The sequence below is a fragment of the Peribacillus sp. TH27 genome, from assembly GCF_016650915.1.
Classification (GTDB): Bacteria; Bacillota; Bacilli; order Bacillales; family DSM-1321; genus Peribacillus; species Peribacillus butanolivorans.
Genome location: NZ_JAEKEV010000002.1, coordinates 101911 through 121916, shown reverse-complemented (window position 1 = coordinate 121916; position 20006 = coordinate 101911). Strand labels below are relative to the sequence as shown.

Annotated in this window: 16 protein-coding genes, 2 pseudogenes and 1 riboswitch; of the genes and pseudogenes, 2 read left to right on the top strand and 16 right to left on the bottom strand. The window is 36.4% G+C overall.

Annotated features, from left to right (window positions below; genetic code table 11):
* Positions 1-15: 15 nt before the first annotated feature.
* A complete protein-coding gene (gene kdpB / locus JFU24_RS02200; protein WP_201249428.1) occupies positions 16-2055 on the bottom strand; it encodes a potassium-transporting ATPase subunit KdpB in 2040 nt (679 codons plus the stop codon).
* Positions 2056-2077: 22 nt separating this feature from the next.
* Positions 2078-3751: a potassium-transporting ATPase subunit KdpA gene (gene kdpA / locus JFU24_RS02195; protein ID WP_201249427.1), complete on the bottom strand. Its 1674-nt coding sequence runs from the start codon at positions 3749-3751 to the stop codon at positions 2078-2080.
* Positions 3752-4737: 986 nt separating this feature from the next.
* Positions 4738-4879: riboswitch (cyclic di-AMP (ydaO/yuaA leader) on the bottom strand.
* Between the two features lie 244 nt (positions 4880-5123).
* Here kdpA and JFU24_RS02185 point away from each other — a divergent pair.
* A complete protein-coding gene (locus JFU24_RS02185) occupies positions 5124-5498 on the top strand; it encodes a DUF2294 domain-containing protein (protein WP_056523721.1) in 375 nt (124 codons plus the stop codon).
* 735 nt (positions 5499-6233) lie between these two features.
* On the opposite strand, the pseudogene JFU24_RS29950 reads toward JFU24_RS02185, so the two are convergent.
* Positions 6234-6374 (bottom strand): annotated as a pseudogene (locus tag JFU24_RS29950) (permease); the annotation flags it as partial.
* Between the two features lie 474 nt (positions 6375-6848).
* Between JFU24_RS29950 and JFU24_RS02180 the strand changes: the two are divergent.
* Positions 6849-7415, top strand: a complete 567-nt coding sequence (locus JFU24_RS02180) for a peptidoglycan-binding domain-containing protein (protein WP_201224417.1) — start codon at positions 6849-6851, stop codon at positions 7413-7415.
* Between the two features lie 122 nt (positions 7416-7537).
* On the opposite strand, the gene JFU24_RS02175 is transcribed toward JFU24_RS02180, so the two are convergent.
* The 13 genes and pseudogenes from JFU24_RS02175 to JFU24_RS02120 all read right to left on the bottom strand — a co-directional run bounded on the left by JFU24_RS02175 (position 7538) and on the right by JFU24_RS02120 (position 20006).
* Positions 7538-8404: a nitrilase-related carbon-nitrogen hydrolase gene (locus JFU24_RS02175; protein WP_201224415.1), complete on the bottom strand. Its 867-nt coding sequence runs from the start codon at positions 8402-8404 to the stop codon at positions 7538-7540.
* 137 nt (positions 8405-8541) lie between these two features.
* Positions 8542-10032, bottom strand: coding sequence for a sodium:solute symporter family protein (locus JFU24_RS02170; RefSeq protein WP_053346152.1), 1491 nt, complete (start codon positions 10030-10032; stop codon positions 8542-8544).
* A complete protein-coding gene (locus JFU24_RS02165; protein ID WP_053346153.1) occupies positions 10029-10229 on the bottom strand; it encodes a DUF3311 domain-containing protein in 201 nt (66 codons plus the stop codon). The genes JFU24_RS02170 and JFU24_RS02165 overlap by 4 nt, the downstream gene beginning before the upstream one ends.
* Before the next feature lie 191 nt (positions 10230-10420).
* Positions 10421-11653: a Zn-dependent hydrolase gene (locus JFU24_RS02160; RefSeq protein ID WP_201249426.1), complete on the bottom strand. Its 1233-nt coding sequence runs from the start codon at positions 11651-11653 to the stop codon at positions 10421-10423.
* A 154-nt stretch (positions 11654-11807) separates the two neighbouring features.
* Positions 11808-13427 (bottom strand): amidohydrolase, encoded by a 1620-nt coding sequence (locus JFU24_RS02155; protein WP_201249425.1) that lies wholly within the window; start codon positions 13425-13427, stop codon positions 11808-11810.
* A 555-nt stretch (positions 13428-13982) separates the two neighbouring features.
* Positions 13983-14867, bottom strand: coding sequence for a hypothetical protein (locus JFU24_RS02150; protein WP_201249424.1), 885 nt, complete (start codon positions 14865-14867; stop codon positions 13983-13985).
* A 273-nt stretch (positions 14868-15140) separates the two neighbouring features.
* Positions 15141-15266, bottom strand: coding sequence for a hypothetical protein (locus tag JFU24_RS30635; RefSeq protein WP_274608121.1), 126 nt, complete (start codon positions 15264-15266; stop codon positions 15141-15143).
* 119 nt (positions 15267-15385) lie between these two features.
* Positions 15386-16582: an aminotransferase-like domain-containing protein gene (locus tag JFU24_RS02145; RefSeq protein WP_201249423.1), complete on the bottom strand. Its 1197-nt coding sequence runs from the start codon at positions 16580-16582 to the stop codon at positions 15386-15388.
* Positions 16583-16635: 53 nt separating this feature from the next.
* Positions 16636-17007 carry an MmcQ/YjbR family DNA-binding protein gene (locus JFU24_RS02140; RefSeq protein ID WP_201249422.1) on the bottom strand — a complete coding sequence of 124 codons (372 nt, stop codon included), beginning with the start codon at positions 17005-17007 and terminating at the stop codon, positions 16636-16638.
* Positions 17008-17031: 24 nt separating this feature from the next.
* Entirely contained in the window at positions 17032-17427 is a 396-nt protein-coding gene (locus tag JFU24_RS02135) for a VOC family protein (RefSeq protein WP_201249421.1), read from the bottom strand.
* A gap of 211 nt (positions 17428-17638) precedes the next feature.
* Positions 17639-17821 (bottom strand): annotated as a pseudogene (locus JFU24_RS02130) (IS6 family transposase); the annotation flags it as partial.
* A 143-nt stretch (positions 17822-17964) separates the two neighbouring features.
* A complete protein-coding gene (locus JFU24_RS02125) occupies positions 17965-18111 on the bottom strand; it encodes a Spo0E family sporulation regulatory protein-aspartic acid phosphatase (RefSeq protein WP_201250857.1) in 147 nt (48 codons plus the stop codon).
* A 446-nt stretch (positions 18112-18557) separates the two neighbouring features.
* The gene (locus JFU24_RS02120; protein WP_201249420.1) at positions 18558-20006 is read right to left on the bottom strand and encodes an NAD-dependent succinate-semialdehyde dehydrogenase; all 1449 of its coding nucleotides are present in this window, start codon (positions 20004-20006) and stop codon (positions 18558-18560) included.

Below are 20006 nucleotides of genomic sequence, written 5' to 3'. Positions count from 1 at the left end.
CCCTTATTTTTAATTTTAAGCTACTCTAAACATCACAAGAATTAAATCAATAAATTTAATTCCGATAAAAGGAACTAGCACTCCTCCTAATCCATATAGAGACAAATTCTTTGTTAATAATCTTGTGGCGCTCATAGGAACATATTTGACACCTTTCATAGCTAATGGTATTAGCAATGGAATGATAATGGCGTTAAATATCAAAGCTGATAATATAGCACTTTGAGGTGTTGCTAATCCCATAATATTTAGAGCTTTCATTTGAGGAATAGCCAACATGAACATAGCAGGGATTATCGCAAAATATTTAGCCACGTCATTCGCAATACTAAAGGTGGTTAAAGCACCTCGGGTCATGAGCAACTGTTTTCCAATGGCTACCACTTCAATGATTTTTGTAGGATCTGAATCCAAATCCACCATATTAGCTGCTTCCTTTGCTGCATTTGTTCCTGTATTCATTGCCAATCCAACATCAGCCTGTGCTAACGCAGGCGCATCATTTGTACCATCACCAGTCATTGCTACAAGTTTACCTTCCGCTTGTTCCCTCTTAATAACAGAAATTTTATCTTCAGGCTTTGCTTCGGCAATAAAATCATCTACTCCGGCTTCTTTAGCAATAGTCGCAGCTGTTAACGGGTTATCACCAGTACACATCACGCTTTTAATGCCCATTTTTCGTAATTCATCAAAACGTTCCTTCATACCTGGTTTTACTGTATCTTTCAAGTAAATAACACCTAGTACACGATTTCCTTCTATAACAACAAGTGGCGTCCCGCCTTGCATGGCTACTTTATCACTAATGTCTTTTAAATCACTTGGGACTTTTCCCCCCTGATACAGGATGTTTTCGATTATTGCATCAACTGCACCTTTTCTGACCTTTTTCCCATCAGTAAAGTCAGTTCCGCTCATCCTGGTTTCAGCTGTAAACTCTATTCCTTCCGTACCATTTTTATTTAATTCTTTTTCAGACAAGCCGGATTTTTTTGCAAATTCTATGACAGAACGGCCTTCTGGAGTTTCATCATGTAAAGATGAATATACCGCAAATTTGTTAAGCTCTTCTTGACTTATACCACTAACCGGTAAAAGGGCAGCAGCCATGCGGTTCCCATGTGTGATGGTTCCCGTTTTATCAAGGATGATCGTATTAATATCACCAGCTGCTTCTACCGATTTTCCAGACTTCGCAATTACATTATATTGTGTTACTCTGTCCATTCCCGCTATTCCAATAGCAGAGAGTAGACCTCCGATTGTTGTAGGAATCAAGCATACCAGTAATGCTATTAAGGTAGCGATTGGCAATGTCACTTTGATATATGAAGCAATAGGTACTAGCGTAGTACATACAAGCAAAAAGATAAGTGTCAAACTAACAAGCAGAGTACTAAGGGCAATTTCATTAGGTGTTTTTTGTCTTTTAGCTCCTTCTACCAAGTTAATCATACGATCAAGGAAAGATTCCCCAGGATCAGTACTTACTTTGACTTTGATATAGTCACTAATAACTTTTGTTCCACCTGTTACCGAACTAAAATCCCCACCAGACTCTTTTATTACAGCAGCTGATTCACCAGTAATTGCTGATTCGTCTACAGCAGCCACTCCTTCGATTACATCACCATCCGTTGGAATTAAATCATTGGCTTTCACTAAAACTGTATCGCCCTTGCGTAGTTCTGTGGCATCGACTATTTTTATGCTGCCATCTTTCTGGATTAACCTTGCTTTAGTATCCTGCTTTGTCTTTTTAAGACTATTAGCTTGTGCTTTTCCGCGTCCTTCTGCCAGAGCTTCAGCAAAATTAGCAAAAATAATGGTCACAAATAAAATGATGGTCACTGCAATGTTATATCCTCTTTCTGATATTCCACCAAAAAGTGCAGGGTATATTGAAAGGAGAAGGGTAATAACAATCCCTATTTCAACTACAAACATAACTGGATTACGAGCCATTACTTTTGGATTTAATTTTTTGAACGCATCTTTAATCGCCTCTAAAACAATTTTCTTACTTACGTTTGCTTTACGCTTTGTACTCATTTGGAATACTCCTTTTCAACATTTATCTAATCGTTAGCCACTCAGCGACTGGCCCAAGTGCAATTACTGGGAAGAAAGTCAATGCTCCAATAATTAAAACAGTAGCTAAAAGAATAACAAGGAACGTACTATTATCTGTTTTAAATGTTCCGATTGTTTCTGGAACACGTTTCTTAGCGAGTAATGATCCAGCGACAGCAATCATTGCAATCATTGAGAAGTAACGGCCAAACAACATGACTAAACCAGTGGAAATATTCCAAAATGGTGTATTGTCACCTAAACCTTCAAAACCAGAACCATTATTGGCTGCAGAAGAAGTAAACTCATAGACTACTTGAGAAATACCATGAAAACCAGTGTTTGAAATAGCCGATGAACCCAACTGTGTTGCTAAAGCTATGGCAGAGGGTACTAAGATGATTAATGGATGCAGAAGAATTGCTATTGCTATTAATTTCATCTCCTTTCCTTCAATTTTCTTACCTAAAAACTCAGGTGTACGGCCAACCATAAGTCCGGCAAGAAATACAGCCATTACTGAATACATAAGGATATTTACCGTTCCTACTCCATCACCGCCAAACACACAGTTCAACATCATCATGGCCAGTGGTGCTATGCCTCCGAGTGGAGTAAGGGTATCATGCATATTGTTAACAGAGCCTGTAGTAGCAGCTGTTGTCACACTTGTAAATAATGCACTCTGAGCAATACCAAAACGAACCTCTTTTCCTTCCATACTCCCATTCTCTTGTGAAAGACCTATTTTCTCTAATGCTGGATTACCATTTTTTTCATTGATATAAGTAATACTTAAGAAGACAAGCAACATTAATCCCATCGCTGAAAAAAGGATCCAGCCTTGTTTCTTATTTCTCGCCATATATCCAAAAGTGAATGGAAGAGCTGCAGGTATCAGAAACATAGATAATATTTCCAAGACATTTGTAAAACCGTTAGGATTTTCAAATGGATGGGCTGAGTTGACCCCAAAGAAACCTCCTCCATTTGTACCAATGTGCTTGATAGACTCCAATGCAGCTACAGGCCCTCTTGCAATATTTTGCGTGGCTCCTTCTAATGTGGTAGCAATTGCCGTTGGATTAAGTGTTTGCGGCACCCCCTGTGACACTAGAACTAAACCAATCAAAATAGATAATGGAAGTAGCACCCGAGTAATTGAACGAATTAAATCCACATAAAAGTTTCCTATACTCCGCTGATTCGTTAACCCTCTAAAAAATGCCATACATAATGAAAGACCAGTAGCGGGTGTCGTAAACATCAAGAATATAATTACTGCCATTTGAGATAAATAAGAGAGACCCGATTCTCCACTATAGTGCTGTAAATTGGTATTTGTAAGAAAACTTGCAGCAGTATTAAATGCCAACAATGGCTCCATGCTGTCTATCTTACTAGGGTTACCTGGTAAAACACCTTGAAAGCGAATGATAATGTACGAGATAATAAACATTACTAAGTTACTCAATAGCAGTGCCTTGGCATACTGCTGCCATCTCATATCATTTGTATCAATGCCAGATAGTTTGAAAATAACTCGTTCTATTTTTCCAAACATGCTATCTTGTTTGGTTATTTCAAGAGAATAAACATTCGTTAAATATTTGGCCATTGGTATGGAGAATATAACGACAAGTGCCAATACCACGCCGATTTGTAAAAAATCCATTTACTTTTCCTCCGTTAGTAACTATTAATATTTTTCTGGATAAATTAGAGCATGAATTAAATACAATGTAATCGCTCCGACGATAAGAAATAAAAACATTTTCTACTCTCCCTCTTTTTCTATAACTTTGTTACAAAAAAGAATAAATCCTAAAAAGAGAAAAAAAGTTATAGCTATAAGTAATATCGATACAAAATCCATGTAAATTTCTCCCTTCTTCTTCCAAACAGCCATTAATAATAATTTTCTTTTTTCCACCGCTTAATAATTACTGGCAATTAAACTAAAGAACATTGTTTGTTAAAAGCCGATGACACAATCGGCTCCCCTTCTTTAACACATGCTAATATATTGGTTATGACAAGTGACAACTATTAGTCTGAAAGGTTTGAACTCTGAAAAAATTCTAACAAAGTTATTTCCATCAATAAGAGAATTAGGAAAGAGATATAGTTATAAAAAGCTAGTGCATTCGGGCAAATTGATAGTGGTCTTAAACCACTTTTTGTCATAGTCAAATATTTGCAGATTATTTGTGTGCATATGGCTTGCCAAGATGCTTATCTTTTCTAAATTTGAATAATTTCTAATCAGTACTTTTCCCATACAACCGCTCCATTTACTTTTTTTGTTTTCCACGCTTAATTTTTTCTTGGTTAGATAATCCTAACTACTAAAACATAAAAAATAGACCAATGCTTACTCTCTCTCCAGTATGCAGCCATGCAAATTCTATTCAGATTCCAGCAGCGTAAAAAACATTCACGCAGCGGAAAAAAGAATGACTTGCACAAACAAACATATTGTTGGAGAAAAAGTACTCATTGGTCTACTTAACGCCTAGCAAGCTATACAGCTCTCTCTGCGATCAGTCTTCCAAGAAACCTTTTCATTTATAGGCATAATAAAAAGACCTACTGAAATGACAGGTTGCTTTTTTGCTTTAATCACAACAAAAAAAGCCTCCTGAATTAAGGTGGTCTAATGACCTCCTTCGCTTTAGCCGACGAAGTTAGCTGACGGGTAGGATGGCGAAAGAGTGTCTCATCCCTTCTGCAAATGCAGAATTAACCCCAATAATAGTGGGTCCTCCGTTCTCAATTACTTGAGATTTGGCCGATATCAAATTGTTATTTATGAGGATTATTCTACGCTCACCATTAAAGGTTTGTAAACCTCATTAAATCTCGAAAAAACTTCAAATTCATTCATATAAGTCCATTTCAATCAAATTTATCCATAAAAACCTTTATTTACTCTTAAATCCTATATATTACGGATTTTTCTAAAGTTTTACAAACTCATATTGACAAGAACTTAGATTGGGCATTATGATAAACCCCATAAATTCCTGAGATAAAATGGAGGCAATATGTTAAATTCTAAAAAGAAACTTGAGGCTGAAATAAGTGAAGCATTTATTAAATTCCAGCGTGATCTTATTGGCAGAGGACCACAGGAAGCCAAAACATATTTAATTAATGACATGTTGATTACTCGTTTTAAAGGTGTTCTGACAGTGGAAGAAAAGCACCTTGTCAGTCACAATTCCGGCAAAAAACTTGTAAAAAAAATGCGTTCGCTTCTTCGTGAAATGTACACCAAGGATTACGAAAAAATAGTTGAAGATCATACTGGATGCAAGGTTCTTTCCTCCCATAGTGATATTAGCACTAAAACAGGTGAAAGAATCGAAGTTTTTATTATGGATAAGGATTTAGAGAGGTACTTAGAAACTATCAAATAAATAATAGTACTTGATTTGAAATTATGAAGATAAAAAGTATTGAAGTTTTTGAACGAACTTGTTTAGTATTAGTACAAAATATATCCTTAAAGGCTCAAGATTACGATTATAATAAATTACTATATTAAGATTATTTTTATTTGAGAATTTGTCGGATGTTTATCCTATTCATCAATAACATCCTGTAACCTATACGGTCAAAATCCGGATTATTTTTATTGAGCTTTTTAATAAAAAACATCAGTAGGATGACTATGAATGTTGTCATCTTAACCGATGTTTTTTACGTTTTCGTTAAATCAAAAGACCGTAATTTGTACTTATTATGTTTCTGCATTTTAAATTCCAGCAATTTAATACTTTTTATAGGTGTAAGGATTGTCAGAATCTTCAAGTGTATTCCAATCTTGGGCTATGAGATACGAAATAGTTGCTTTGAATGGCTGGTAATAAATTGAGGATAATTCCCCCTAAATCAGCGATATAATGTATAACTCGGAATCATATTACAGAGAGCAGTTTAGCACTCACTGCTTCTCCATAAAATGTAATACCATAAAACTCAATAGTTTTGTCCATAAAGTTACCTGGGAAATTATATAGGATATCTAATCCTTATAGGTAGTTTTTATCATTTAAAACCATACTCTCTTTTTTTGTGGAGAGTGCCTTAAATTCTTCCTCCCTTAACTCTTAATAATCTTCATCTCCGTAATAACTACTGTATTAGGTTGTCTTCGGCACTACTTTCCCAACCATTTCTTCACTAACAAACATCTTTATTTTTCCAGCCACAAAAACATCGATTAACACAAACGGAAATGCTTATATTAAGATATTAATAAATAGTGTATTCAATTGTAAAAAGGTTGACATAGCAAGTATCCTCACCTTAACTTTGTTTATAATTTGAGGAATATATTATTATGATAAAATTAATCTTATGACATTGAATATAAAAACTTAACAACATCAAATTACTATATCATTGTGAAAGCAGGTATATTTATTGCTGAGTAAGCCATTAATAAGCCACGTACTTCCATCATTTCAACTTCATTACGAGAGCTCAATTCGTACCGCGTGGGTATCATCTCACTGTTAGCAATCCATGTTTGGGTGATAATGTTACTATAAACAATTTTGGTTTTCCATACAGATCCAACACATTTTGTACAGTAGTAGTATCATTATGTCTAAGATTTAGAGAATACTTGCATTTGTCCTGAATTTTTTTGCATCAGAACTCAATAGAGTATATAATTACATTATATACAAAATATGTAAAAAAGAAACAAGAGTTATACCTGTGTTATGTTTACCATTTTAATATTTAAGGAGGAAATGGGTATGAGCATGAAAAAATCCTTAATAGGAGTGTCTACAGCTGGATTCATAGCACTTCAAATTTTACTCCCTACAATGACTGAAGCCTCAACGGCTGTCAAATCCAACATCACTCATTATGTAAATGCAAGTGATCCTTACCCGGGTCATGTCATAAAATACGGGGATCAAGGACCTGAAGTGAGGAAAGTACAGAACCAATTAAACAAGAACAACGTCCCAATCTCAGTGGATGGCATTTTTGGTTCGATTACGCTTAAGAAGGTCAAAGAATTTCAAATGCGAAGACATTTGAACACAGATGGGATAGTTGGACCGTCCACTTGGACTGCACTTTATCAAACCGAGTTTCCTTATCCAGGTCATGTTATTAAAATTGGAGATCGAGGTATGAATGTGACTAGAATTCAAGCGCGGCTTAATGACGCAGGGGGATCAATTAAAGTGGATGGTATTTTCGGACTAAAAACTCAAGTCAAAGTGAAGGAATTCCAGAAAAAATTCGGTTTGCAAGTAGACGGAATTGTTGGTCCAGAAACCTGGGACATTCTCTTTAATTATCAAGAATAGGCTGTGTGAATAAATAAGCCATCATGTGAATCAACTCAACAAATAGAAAAGGCTGTCGAGGGTTTCTCGACAGCCTTACATTACCATAACAATAGAGTCTATTTAACAAAATATGTTGTACATTATTTCAGCAGCATATAAGGCTCATACTTTGTATAAACATCTTTACGGCGCTTTCTATCTTTAAATGTTGTTGCTGCACCACTTTTCCGATTCTCATAGAGTTCGTCAATATCCACTGTACCGGTAATTACTGTATGTTTATTAACTTCTGCTTCAGCTACTACCCCATTGGCTAGCCAAGCTTTGTCACAAGGACTTAATATGCTTGCACGCCCATATCCATTAGGTAGGGGGTCTCCTGGTTCACCAACAGTAGGACAATGAACAAAATATACTTGGTTTTCAATCGCACGTGCATGAGCACAATGGCGTACTCTCCAAAAACCAGCCTCAGTAAAAGTGTATGATGGACAGAAAATAATGTCTGCTCCGTTTACACTTAGTATTCTTGATATTTCTGGTATCTCAGCTTCATAACACACAGCTATGCCAATCTTAACCGGACCCATAGAATACACTTCAAGTGTATTCCCTTCAGAGGTTTGCCAATTTGCTTCAGCAGGAAAGATATGAGTTTTTTTATGTTCAACATAAGATCCATCTTTATCAAAAATGTATGCAATATTAAAGTACTCATCTTCACGACATTCAAGATGTGAGCCTGCAATGATAACCTGCTTTCTTTTTCTTGAAATCGAACTAAAAAGTTCTTTATATTGAGTGGTATATTCGTCGATCTTGATTAATGACGAAGCATTCTGATCCGGAAAAGTCGCTAATAACCCGATAGTTAACAGTTCAGGAAAAATAATATAATCTGAGTTTTCGGGAACTTGATTGATTAAGTCTTCTACTTGTTTCTGGAATTCATTAAACGATGCTACTTTTTCTACACGAAATTGACAAGCAGTAATTTTGACTTTCACAGAACCCCTCCCAATTTATTTCTTTTTGTAGCAATGATATAATCATTAATTTCATTTATATGCCCAAAGCCCTCCTTGGTCTAGTTAACCATTTCAACGATAGTGTATGACATGACAACTTCAAACTAGAGTAGGAATTAGGAAATATTACTTTTATTCATATTATTCATTTGCTTACCATGAATAGTGATGTTTTTAGTTAGTCCACTTACAATAAACGTTACTATTATATTTATTAACAACGCTATTACACCTGTACTGATGTCATTAATTACGTGTGGTATATTCGGCAGAAATGTAGCTATTTTCACACCTGAAATTGTCGCATATAAAACAATAAGCACTCCAGCAAATATCCCAGCGATTGCTCCATATTTATTAATTATATTGCTTTTTGGTAAACTGCAAAATAATGCAGGTGCTAATTGAGTAATTAAACTATATGACATGATATTCAAGATGGCTAGCGCTTCGCCACCTGTTACCGTTACGATTAAGGCAATGATTGAGATACCTATTATTATTAATCTTGAGACAATTAATTGTTGTTTCTCATTAGCTGCTGGAACCAAAACTTTGTAAAAACTATTTGTTAGCCCTACCGATGCAGCCATTAGCATAACGGAAGCCGGAACTAGAGCGGTCAATAAGCCTGCAGCTCCGATTAATCCGATTACCCATGGATCAAATGTTTGTATCGCTAATCTTAAAAGCGAAAGATCTCCATCAGCCCCTTGCAAACCCGGGATTTCCATAATAGCTGCAAAGCCTATGAAAAAAACAAAGAGCAATAACAAGGTGTATAGTGGTAAAGCAATTGCATTTTTACGAAGCGTTCTTTCTCCATTTGACGAAAGAACAACCATGAATGTTTGTGGTAATAAATAAAACCCTAAAGCATTTAACAAAACCGTGGAGATAAACCAGGATTGACTCAACCCTTGATCAGCTAAGATTAGCATTTCAGGTTTAGCAGACTGAACCGTCTCAAACATTGGCTGAATTCCTCCAAAGTAATGGAACGGAATATAAATACCTAAAAAAATTACAACTACCAATATCATAAAATCTTTAAGTATAGCGGTCCATGCTGAGCCATGAATACCTGATATCATTACATAAGTTGTTACAACGATAGCACCTATTATACTAGCTGCAACTGGTGAAATTGCTCCATAAGAAGCTTCTGAAACAATTATCCCTAACCCTTTGAGTTGTATAACTATATAAGGTACAAGTGCCAAACTTCCCAAAACAGCCACTAACATCCCCATTGAACGACTGCTGTATTTTGATGCAAAATAATCTGGCTGAGAAATAATTGAATGTTGCTTTGAATATCTCCATATTTTGGGCACTAACCAATAAGATAGTACATAGGCTAAGAATATATATGCAGGAACGTAATAAGCCGCTGCTCCTTTTGAGTAAGCCCATCCACTTCCACCAAGAAACGTAAATGTTGTATAAATTTCACCTGCAATTAGTAGAAAAATAAAGAATGTACCGAAGCCCCTGCCGCCTACGGCAAATTGCTCCATATCCATATCCTTTCCTTTTCTTGCTTTTATCCCTAAATAAAGTGCTAGAACTAAGAAGATAGCAATAATAAATAATGAGATATTCATTCTAGATCACTTCCTTTATTATCAGGATCGAACTTATATACAATCATTAAAATAACCGAAGCCATCACCATCCAAAATGCAACCCAAAATAACAAAAAAGGCATTCCTAATATGTAAGGTTCTATTTTATTTGCATAGGGCAGAAAAACTAAAAACCCTATGAATGGTACCCAGAGCAATAGCTTAATAGCATTCAAATTATACCCTCCCTGTAATTCGTAGGTTCAATAGTTAATCTTTAGATTAAGTGAATCACCATCAGTAAGGATTCTTTTATCCATTACTGATGGTATGATGGATAAACATTAGTCACCCTTTTATGTTCTTAAATCCATACAACAAACAAATTACAAATCAATTCTATTTTAATTATTCTTACTAAGAATTCTTATTTAGACAGTATGGCAAGTACAGTTTCTAAAATCACATTTACTCCTTTTTCACAATCTTCCCATGTGGTAAGCTCTTCTTCACAATGACTTTTACCGTTAATACTTGGGACAAAAACCATAGCAGTTGGAATGTAACTAGCTATGAACTGGGCGTCATGACCAGCTCCACTTACCATTCTTTTATATGAAAGACCTAATGAATTAGTAGATTGTTCTAACAAATCACAGATTGACTTATCGAACCAAACGGTATCCCGGTCCCATAATTTTGTTACTTGGATTTCACATCCATCTTTTGAACCTGGTGTTGTAAGTCCTTCAATTATTTCCTCTACCTGCCTAATAGTTTTTGGATCCTTATGTCTAGCTTCTAACGAGAAAATAACTTTATTTGGAATAACCGTATGAATATTAGGAAACACATTTACCCTTCCCATCGTAAAAACTAAATCGTCGTCAAGCATACCCAGTTTTTGACGAGCCTCTGTGATTAAGCTATTCGTAGTAAAGAAAGCATCTTTTCTCATATTCATAGGAGTGGTTCCGGCATGATCAGATTCCCCTGTTACTTCGATTTCATAGCAAACCATTCCAAGCACACATTCAACAACACCTATGGTTAGTGATTCACGTTCAAGAATAGGTCCTTGTTCAATATGCAACTCTAAAAATGCTGTAGCTTCTTTTAAACGAGACTCTACTTCACCTGCATACCCACTAGCATTTAATGCTTCTTCAAAAGTAGTTCCCTCACTATCTGTTTTTTGCAGCATAATAGTTTTTTCGAATTTTCCTGAAAGAATTCCCGATGACATCATAGAAGGTTCAAATCTAGCTCCTTCTTCATTAGTAAAATTAACAATCATAACCGGAATTTTGGGTTTGATATTATTTTCTACTAGGGTTCGCACAACTTCTAAACCAGCAACTACTCCTAAGATGCCATCAAACCGTCCACCCTTTTTTACTGTATCCATATGTGAACCCATTACAATCGGCGGCTTGTCTTCAATTCCTGCTAATGTAGCGTAAATATTCCCCAAATCATCAACTTTAATGGTCATTCCCAATTCTTCACAACAATAGCAAAAGTAATCACGAACTAAACGATCTTCTTCAGTCAGTGATAGGCGAGTGACTCCATTGTTTACTGTTCGTCCAAAATCCGCAAATTTTTCAAGCGTTTTACTTAGCCTTTCACCATTAATTAATAATTTTTGTTTTTTCATAGAGCATATCCCCTTTCAATAAACTGCTAAATTTCTTAAAGCGATTTTTTCGGCTTTTCACTTTTTAAAAAAATGTAAGCTCTTCGGAAAATCCTTGCAGTGAAAATACTACCCTTGCATTGAAAAAGTAATGTGAAGCACCCACTACGATAGATTATATTTCCACTAATGATTCTCTATGATATAGAATCTCACCATCTATAATCGTTGATTCTACTTGTAAATCTTTAATATGAAGCGGGTTAACTTTTAAAATACTGTCAGTTAAAACCACGAAATCTGCCAACTTGCCTACCTCTATGCTGCCTTTAATATCTTCTTCAAAACTCGCATAGGCGCCATTCCAAGTGTATAGTTTAATGGCTTCCATTACGCTAATCGATTGAGCAACACCTATTTCAGAACCAGATTGGCTTCTTCTATTAACAGCAACGTGAATACCTAATAAAGGGTTATAATCAGTAACTGGAGCATCTGAACCACCTGCTGCAATGATGCCATTATCAATAAAATCACGAACAGCATACATGTGGTTGACTCGATTACCATAGTGTTGGATATATATATCCCCGAATTCATAAGGAAATGGAGGGTTTGGGATAGGGATGAGTTCGAGATTTTTCATTCTCTCTTGTAAATCTGGCGATGAGATCCCCGCATGCTCAATTCTGTGGCGATGTTCTTTTCTTGGTGATTCCTCCAACGCCTTTTCTACACAATTTAAATACATTTCAATCGCTCTATCCCCTTGAGCATGCACAGTGATTTGATAGCCTTTTTTATGTGCTTGTCCTAAAACTTGATAGATTTCTTCTTCACTATAATAAAGAATGCCAAAATTGTTAGGGTCACTGGAGTATGTCTCACGAGTGGCAATCGTAGGACCAGTACTACTTCCATCTGTAAATAATTTAGCCGGTCCAATTTTGAATCTTTCGTCCCCGGTACCGGTTACTACACCTGCTTCTACCATTTTATTAACAAATTCATGAGAATTATTTAATGAACCAATCATTGCATATATTCGAACACGAATATCCTTACTTTTAACAGCTTGTTGAAGTAAACGGAAACTCTCAGGACCATAAGCACCTGCTTCATGAATACTTGTTATGCCTGCTGCAACGAAATGCTCTGACGCAATTTTCACTGCTTTCATAAGTTCACTTTCTGTATAACTTGCAATCTCAGTCATTATCATATTTGCTGTTTCAATTAATCTGCCTGTAAACCTTCCCGTCTTATCCTTTTCAATAATCCCTCCTGTAGGATTTTCAGATTTTTCATTAATTTTGGCAATCTCTAACGCCTTGCTATTAACCACGCTTATATGACTGCATGTACGGGATACTATAATTGGATGTTCGACTGAAATTGCATCCAACTCGGCTATTGTTGGATAACGCTTTTCTTTCACAACCGTCTCATTGAATCCCCAAGCACGTATCCATTCACCTTTTGGGATGGTTGATGCTTTCTCCTTCAAATCATTTAACAAATCCTCTATAGATTTGATATGCTCATCTTTACAACTTACTGCCAACTGATTAACCCCGTATAAAATAAGGTGAATATGAGCATCAATAAATCCTGGAAGTAGTGTCTTTCCTTGCAAATCAATCACTTTCGTTTCTTCTCCGATAAAGTCCTTAACTTCTCGGTTTGAACCAACTGCTGAGATACGATTCCCTTTCACCGCTACCGCTTCGACTACTTTATTCCTTTGATCAACTGTAATAACTTCTCCGTTAATGAACACAATATCAGCTTGCATAAACACACCCCTTATTGAACTTCGCTTTTAAAGAGACAGTATTTAAAACCTTATTTCTGATCTGTAAATCCCTTTTTCATAACCAAAATAATGCTGACTAGTATTCTCACAATACTTACACTCGTCCGATACCTCCAAGGACCACAATTTTGAATATTCAGTTTTCAGTAGTTTCATTATATCTACATTAGGAATTATATACATTAGACAAAAAGTTAAAAATTTCATCGATTTTTTATACTTTTCATATGATTATGTCTTATTCGCAAATTATCCAGTGGTAAAATTACCTATTAGTTGAGGCATAATAAATGAGGATATAGAGAAAGCAAGCATTGATATCCACCTACATGTAACCTCTATTGAACAGGAATATTCTAACTCGCAATACGAATTATAGAATTCAATTCACACAAAACTAAATCTCCTGCAGAGTGGTATTCCTTTTTACTTTGAAATGTTTGAAGGAAGACTTTTTCTTACTAGAAAAGGATAGATAAAGCCTATGAGATGGCTTTATCTATCCTTTTAAATTTCTTCTTTTTATTTCAACTATTAAATCTGTTGAAACCTCCCAATAAGCCCCATAGTCAAATACTGTTTATTTTCATTAAAGTCCCATGGCCAATATCTAAGGGATAGTTCACTTTTATCCGCTTTTTCCATAAAATCTTTTATTCCAATCAGGGTCGCACCATACCCTACATTAGAAGCTAAAGCAAAGATGGCATTAAGCCCTTTATTAAAAGTATCCATATACTCAGGCTCTATCTTTAAAATATCAGACCATGTAATATAAAACCCTTTTTCAACGCAACATTTAGAAATTGAGTGATGTAAGGTAAGTACAATCTGATCTCTTAAGTCAAGAAAGCCATCCTTAATCTTTTCTATTTCTTCCCTCTCATATTGGTGCTCATATTCAGAAAGTGTATCTATTGCCCAATTATAAAATAATTGGGTATAAATTGCGGATGTTGCAACGATATCAAAATGATTAATATAATCAGCGAAAACTCCATCTGCTATCTGACCTAACTGACTCTCAGTATCTTTCAGAAATCTTACAATATCATCGGCTTTTTCCCCGCGCTCTAGCAAAAAAGAAAGCTTATGTTCAAAATCTATTTTATTCAACCCTGTTACATCGAATTCAATCAGTTTGATTTTATTACGAGTACTTTCTGAAAAATGCTTCGTACCTTTTTTCATACTTTCTATATCTATATCGAATAAATAAATGGAGTTACATTTAGTCGCAAGATGGTCAAGATCTAGATCATCGCAATTGCCTGCACCAAATATTGCTACGTTATCAACTAAACCTTTTTTCAAAAAAACAGCATCGAATAATCCTGTAACTTGTTCACGATGCATTGTCCATCTAGTTCTTCTGAATTCATCTCGATTATGATTCATTTCTCTTTGAAAAGTATCCAAGAAAATCGCTCCCTTTGAGGTCCTCTTTACTAAAATATTGTATCAAAATATTTCTATTATGTAGAGGGATTCAAATAGTTTCACAAAGCACAGAAAACAAAACTGCTAATATTCATGAGGTCTCTCAAATTTCTTAGACTTTCAAGTTCATATATTCTAATATTTTTAGGATCTTTATATGCTACACAAACGTTAGGATAATATGGAAAATAATGAAATTAGGTGTTAAAGAAAGGGGGATTTATGAGTAAAACTAAGAAGATTTTGCTAAGTTTACTCGGAATTTTTCTTATAATCTTGGCCGGTGTTCGCAATACTAATGGTTTCGTTTACGCAAAGAATGAAAGCATTTGTCCATAAAATCATCGCGAAAGAGATAAAGAATCCTTTCATTATCAAAAAACCTACCTCCTTTAAGGAAGTAGGCGTATTCAAATTCATTTTCAAAAAAGCTTCGAAATAGCTTAGAGTGTTAATCATTGCAATGATTAACACAACTAACTAACAATCCTTCAGGACTATCTTTGATAAACAGATGAGATAAGCTGTCCTAGTCTTCGAATTCCCTTGATTATTTCTTTCTCATTGGCATAACTGAACGAGAGCCTGAGAAACTCGATTCCATCCTTTTGATCCAAGAAAAAGTATTTCCCTGGAACATATGAAACACCCTCAGCTAAAGCTTGTGATAATAAATGCGACGTATCAACACCTGGAATCCTCACCCATACAAAGTAACCACCATCTGGTACATACCAGGAAACGGATTCTGGAAGAAATTGTTCCATCGAACGGATTAACGCAGTACATTTAGTACGATACACATCTTTTAAAAGGTCGAGTCGTTTCTCAAGATCGGTGTTTTCTAAGTATACAGCCATTGTACTTTGAGCAAATGGATGGTCTAAATCTTTTTTAAACCACTCTAAAGCCTTAATGAATTCACTTTCTCCTGCTATCCATCCAATTCGCATTCCTGGCGCCACAACCTTGGATAATGAACCCACGTGAAGGACTCGTCCGCGTTTATCAAAAGATTTTATTGGCAGCGGACTTTTATCGAAGGATAATTCTCCGTATGCATCATCTTCTAAAATGAGGAAATCAAACTCGATGGAAAGCTCCAATAAATGCTTCCGACGCTCAGTTGTCATAGTCGTCCCAGTTGGATTTTGAAAGGATGGGATGGTATATAGAAAACGCGGGAGGGGGAGACCTGTACGTTTCCTTTCATCCAGCATTTCTTTTAATCGGTATGTTTGGAGTCCGTGTTCATCTATAGGTATACTAATAATTTGCTTCGTATAGTTTTGAAAAATCTCTAAAGCCTCCATGTAGGTGGGAGATTCCACCACTACGACCGCTTTATCATCAAGGAGAATGCGGGCAATAAGATCAATCGCCTGGCAAGCTCCTGATGTAATCAAAAGCTGTTCTTCCAAAACGCAAATTCCACGCTCTGCCAATCTTATCTGGAGTTGCTGCTTCAGTCTTGCAATACGTGGACTTCCGAGATAATGGAGCGGCAAATCCTGCTCCTCATCAAGAAGTCTTGCTACTGCTCCCTTGAGCTCCTCAGCAGGAACGAGAGCAGGATCCGGATAGCCTGAACTCAAGCGAATACAACCATCTGGAAGATCTGGCATCCATGCACCGGGCGGATCATTCTTAAGTGCCGCTTTAATGTTTTCAGATAAAAAAGATTCAACATTCACTTTGACCAAACACCCTTCCGTAAAATAAAGAGAGGCAGATCATCCGCCTTTCTTCACTTCTTATGTAACTCATTCCATTTCTTAACCAAACGCTTCGGTGCCGCCCGTAAATAGGCTTCTTGTATTAGATCGGTCAATTCATCCCAGTCTTCCCTATCCGGATTTTGAATAGAGACCCAACCGTGATGTCCTATATACGGTGTTTTGAAAAAATTCTCTTTCTGTAGCAATAATTCTTGAGTGTCCCGATCTGACTTGAAAGATAAGCTGAATCCTTTCTCTCTTTCACCTGAAATCACGAAGGATTTTCCATTGATTTTAAAAGTATTGTGACCTAAACCGTCAATAAGTTCAACAGCTTCGGGCAGCGCAAGACAGATATTGCGAACATTTTCAAGCATGCCTGCCGTGTCTTGTAATTTCATGTTTTAAATCACCTATTATCGAATCTATTTTGCATTCACATCTGGTTGATGAATTCCGAATATATTGCCTTCGGTATCAATATAGTATCCTTGCCACGCCATTCCAGACAGGGCATATTTGGACTTTGCGACCTTGCCGCCATTCTCCATAATTTTAGCTTCCGTTAAATCGTAATTTTCCACTCCCATTGTACAAGCAAATGCATTTAAAGCTTGGTTTGTTTCCGGCGGAGCACTTTGACGCTGCATCAAAGCACCATTGATCCCAAGTTCATTCTCATCGCCAGTTACTGCTCCAAAGTAAGGCATTCCTGCATAATCACTCCAATCTTGAAATGACCATCCGAATACCTCTCCATAAAACTTCTTTGCCCGCTCCATGTCATTCACATGAATTTCGAAATGAACTAATCTTCCCATGATTTCCTCCTATTTTTTACAAGAATTAAAATTATACAGTGTGTTCGCTTACAAATTCCTATTTATTATTATAACGGGTGTGGAAATAAATTCAATTTTTATAAGAATATATTTTTTAGTTGAGATTAAATCAATTTTTAGAGCCTCATCATACATCCTGTCATAACTTTTTAGATAGACCACAGGAACCGTTCTTCAAATATAGTTAATTCCGACCAACAGAATCGGTTTGTTTGAAGTGACACCGGACTCTCTTATCCAGCTCAGGACCATATTGATGGACCCACCGCATAATGGTTGTGTAAGCTATGGATATGCCTCGTCCTCCATTTTCCACCAAATCACGAAAACTCAAGTTGTACCGTATGTACCATCTTACTGTGAGAAGAATCATTTCTGTTTCATACAGGTACACATCCTTTTTTTAGACTGATAGTATCAGTATGCCCAAGATTTAGAGATTCATTGCAAGTGTCTTAAATTTTTTCACCAGAACCGTTTTGTATAATAGATACATCTTGAAGAAAAAATAAAGGACTAAATAGCTGTGCAATTTAGTCCAGAATCAGTTGATATTAATCTATTCAACAGCTGATCTAGATTCTGACTTAGCTCTATCGTTTGGAAATCTATAATGCCATTTTTAAGGGCAGTAGATATCATTCGTTCTCTGATTGTTTCTATTTGTAATAATAAATCACATTGGGGACAACATGTCTTAGTGTGGTTTTTAAATAACTAGATCATCACCTAGCCTATTTTTTTAAAAAGTATTATTATAATCGGTTAGGTATTTACAGTGTTTATAATTTATTGGGAATTTTGTCATTTTAGGAAGTTGAAAGATTTTTAGTCTCTCCTAACGGCTTTCATATAAACTAAAAGTTTATACAGTATGCATCATACTGATCATGCACCTTTTTTAGAGTAATAGTATCAAAGATTTAGAGATTAATTGTATTTGTCTTGAAGTTTTTGCACCAGAACCCCATATATTATTAAATCTTTTAGGTTAAGGCCCGATTCAGTTCCTGTTTATATCCTACCCCAGCACTCCTTCCTGGTTTTGAAGCAACAGGGTTTTGAATTTGTTCGTTTAATTCCATTCAACATCCTCCCCTTTTTAAAATCTATTCAGGTAACAATGCTACATAGCGAAGTTCTAAATACTCTTCAAGTCCCTGATGTCCTCCGACTCTTCCCAATCCGCTTTCTTTTGTTCCTCCAAATGGTGCTTGAGGACACGCTAAAGAAGTGGTATTAACACCAACATTTCCAAAGTCCAAACGGGCCATTAACCTATGCATTCGAGCGGCTTCTTTTGTATAGACATATGCAGCTAGAGCATATGGCGTTTCATTGCAGCCCTGTAAAACTTCGTCCTCCTCTTGAAACGCCATCACCGGAAGAATGGGACCAAAAATTTCGTTCTTTGTGAGGTTCATCTCTGGTGTGATTCTGCTTAATAGGGTGGGCTGATAATAGTATCCGTTACGGTACGGTTCTTCAACTACACAGTTGCCACCAGCCCGAATTGTCGCTCCCTTTGCTAAGGCATCGTCTACTAAATCCTGAATTTTCATTCTATATCCTTCATCAATCATAGGACCTACGTCACCTTCATATTGACCGTCTAACCGGAAAGTTAGTTTACACATTTTTTGTTGAAGGGCATTAATCAATGCATCATGAATGGTTTCGTGAACATAGACGAGATTGATTCCGTTACAAACCTGTCCGCAGTTTTCAAATTTGTTAGCAATAATTGCATCCGCAACTTTTTCAATATCTGTATCTGGGAACACAATAATTGGACAGTTACCGCCTAATTCTAGTGTTAACCGTTTAATATGTGAGGCAGCATTCTCCATAATCAATTTGCCAACTCGTGTAGAACCAGTAAATGCAATCTTCTTCACGCGCTCATCTTTAACTAATTGATCTCCAATCAGCTTACCATTACCTGTCACGATATTGACAACCCCATTAGGGATTTCAGTTTTTATCAATTCTTCTATAAGAGCAATGGCAATGAGCGGGGTCTGATCAGCAGGCTTTAAAATTACCGTACAGCCGGCAGCTAGCGCTGGAGCAACTTTGTTTGCCAAGATAGCAGCTGGAACATTAGATGGCGTAATCAGCCCTACTACTCCTACCGCCTTTTTAAGAACGTATAGCTGTTTACCCGGTTGAGAAGAAGGGACAATCTCCCCATACACCCGTTTGCCTTGCTCGGCAAACCATCGAATAATGAGCTGGGTCCCATATATTTCTCCCATCGCTTCGTTTAGCGGCTTCCCTTGTTCCATAGATAAAAGACGGGCTAGTTTTTCTTGGTTTCTTAAAATCCTATCGGCCCACGCCTGAAGATAAACAGCTCTTTGATCAGCCGGAAGCTCTGCCCATTTTTCAAAGGAATCGGAAGCTGCAGTAATGGCTTGATCCACTTGGCTTTCATCTGCATCTGGAACCTTTCCTATAATCTTGCCTGTGCTTGGATTGATGACATCCATCTCCTTAGATGCCGTTACTTTCTCTCCATTAATCCACATAAAATTCCCATCCGTAGCTCTTAGCAT

Coding starts and splice junctions, on each gene's coding strand:
- kdpA (WP_201249427.1), bottom strand. CDS start 3,751: ATGGATTTTTTACAAATCGGCGTGGTATTGGCACTTGTCGTTATATTC.
- JFU24_RS02160 (WP_201249426.1), bottom strand. CDS start 11,653: ATGAAAAAACAAAAATTATTAATTAATGGTGAAAGGCTAAGTAAAACG.
- JFU24_RS02120 (WP_201249420.1), bottom strand. CDS start 20,006: ATGCTAAGAGCTACGGATGGGAATTTTATGTGGATTAATGGAGAGAAA.
- kdpB (WP_201249428.1), bottom strand. CDS start 2,055: ATGAGTACAAAGCGTAAAGCAAACGTAAGTAAGAAAATTGTTTTAGAG.
- JFU24_RS02180 (WP_201224417.1), top strand. CDS start 6,849: ATGAGCATGAAAAAATCCTTAATAGGAGTGTCTACAGCTGGATTCATA.
- JFU24_RS02155 (WP_201249425.1), bottom strand. CDS start 13,427: ATGCAAGCTGATATTGTGTTCATTAACGGAGAAGTTATTACAGTTGAT.
- JFU24_RS02135 (WP_201249421.1), bottom strand. CDS start 17,427: ATGGGAAGATTAGTTCATTTCGAAATTCATGTGAATGACATGGAGCGG.
- JFU24_RS02140 (WP_201249422.1), bottom strand. CDS start 17,007: ATGAAATTACAAGACACGGCAGGCATGCTTGAAAATGTTCGCAATATC.
- JFU24_RS02170 (WP_053346152.1), bottom strand. CDS start 10,032: ATGAATATCTCATTATTTATTATTGCTATCTTCTTAGTTCTAGCACTT.
- JFU24_RS02185 (WP_056523721.1), top strand. CDS start 5,124: ATGTTAAATTCTAAAAAGAAACTTGAGGCTGAAATAAGTGAAGCATTT.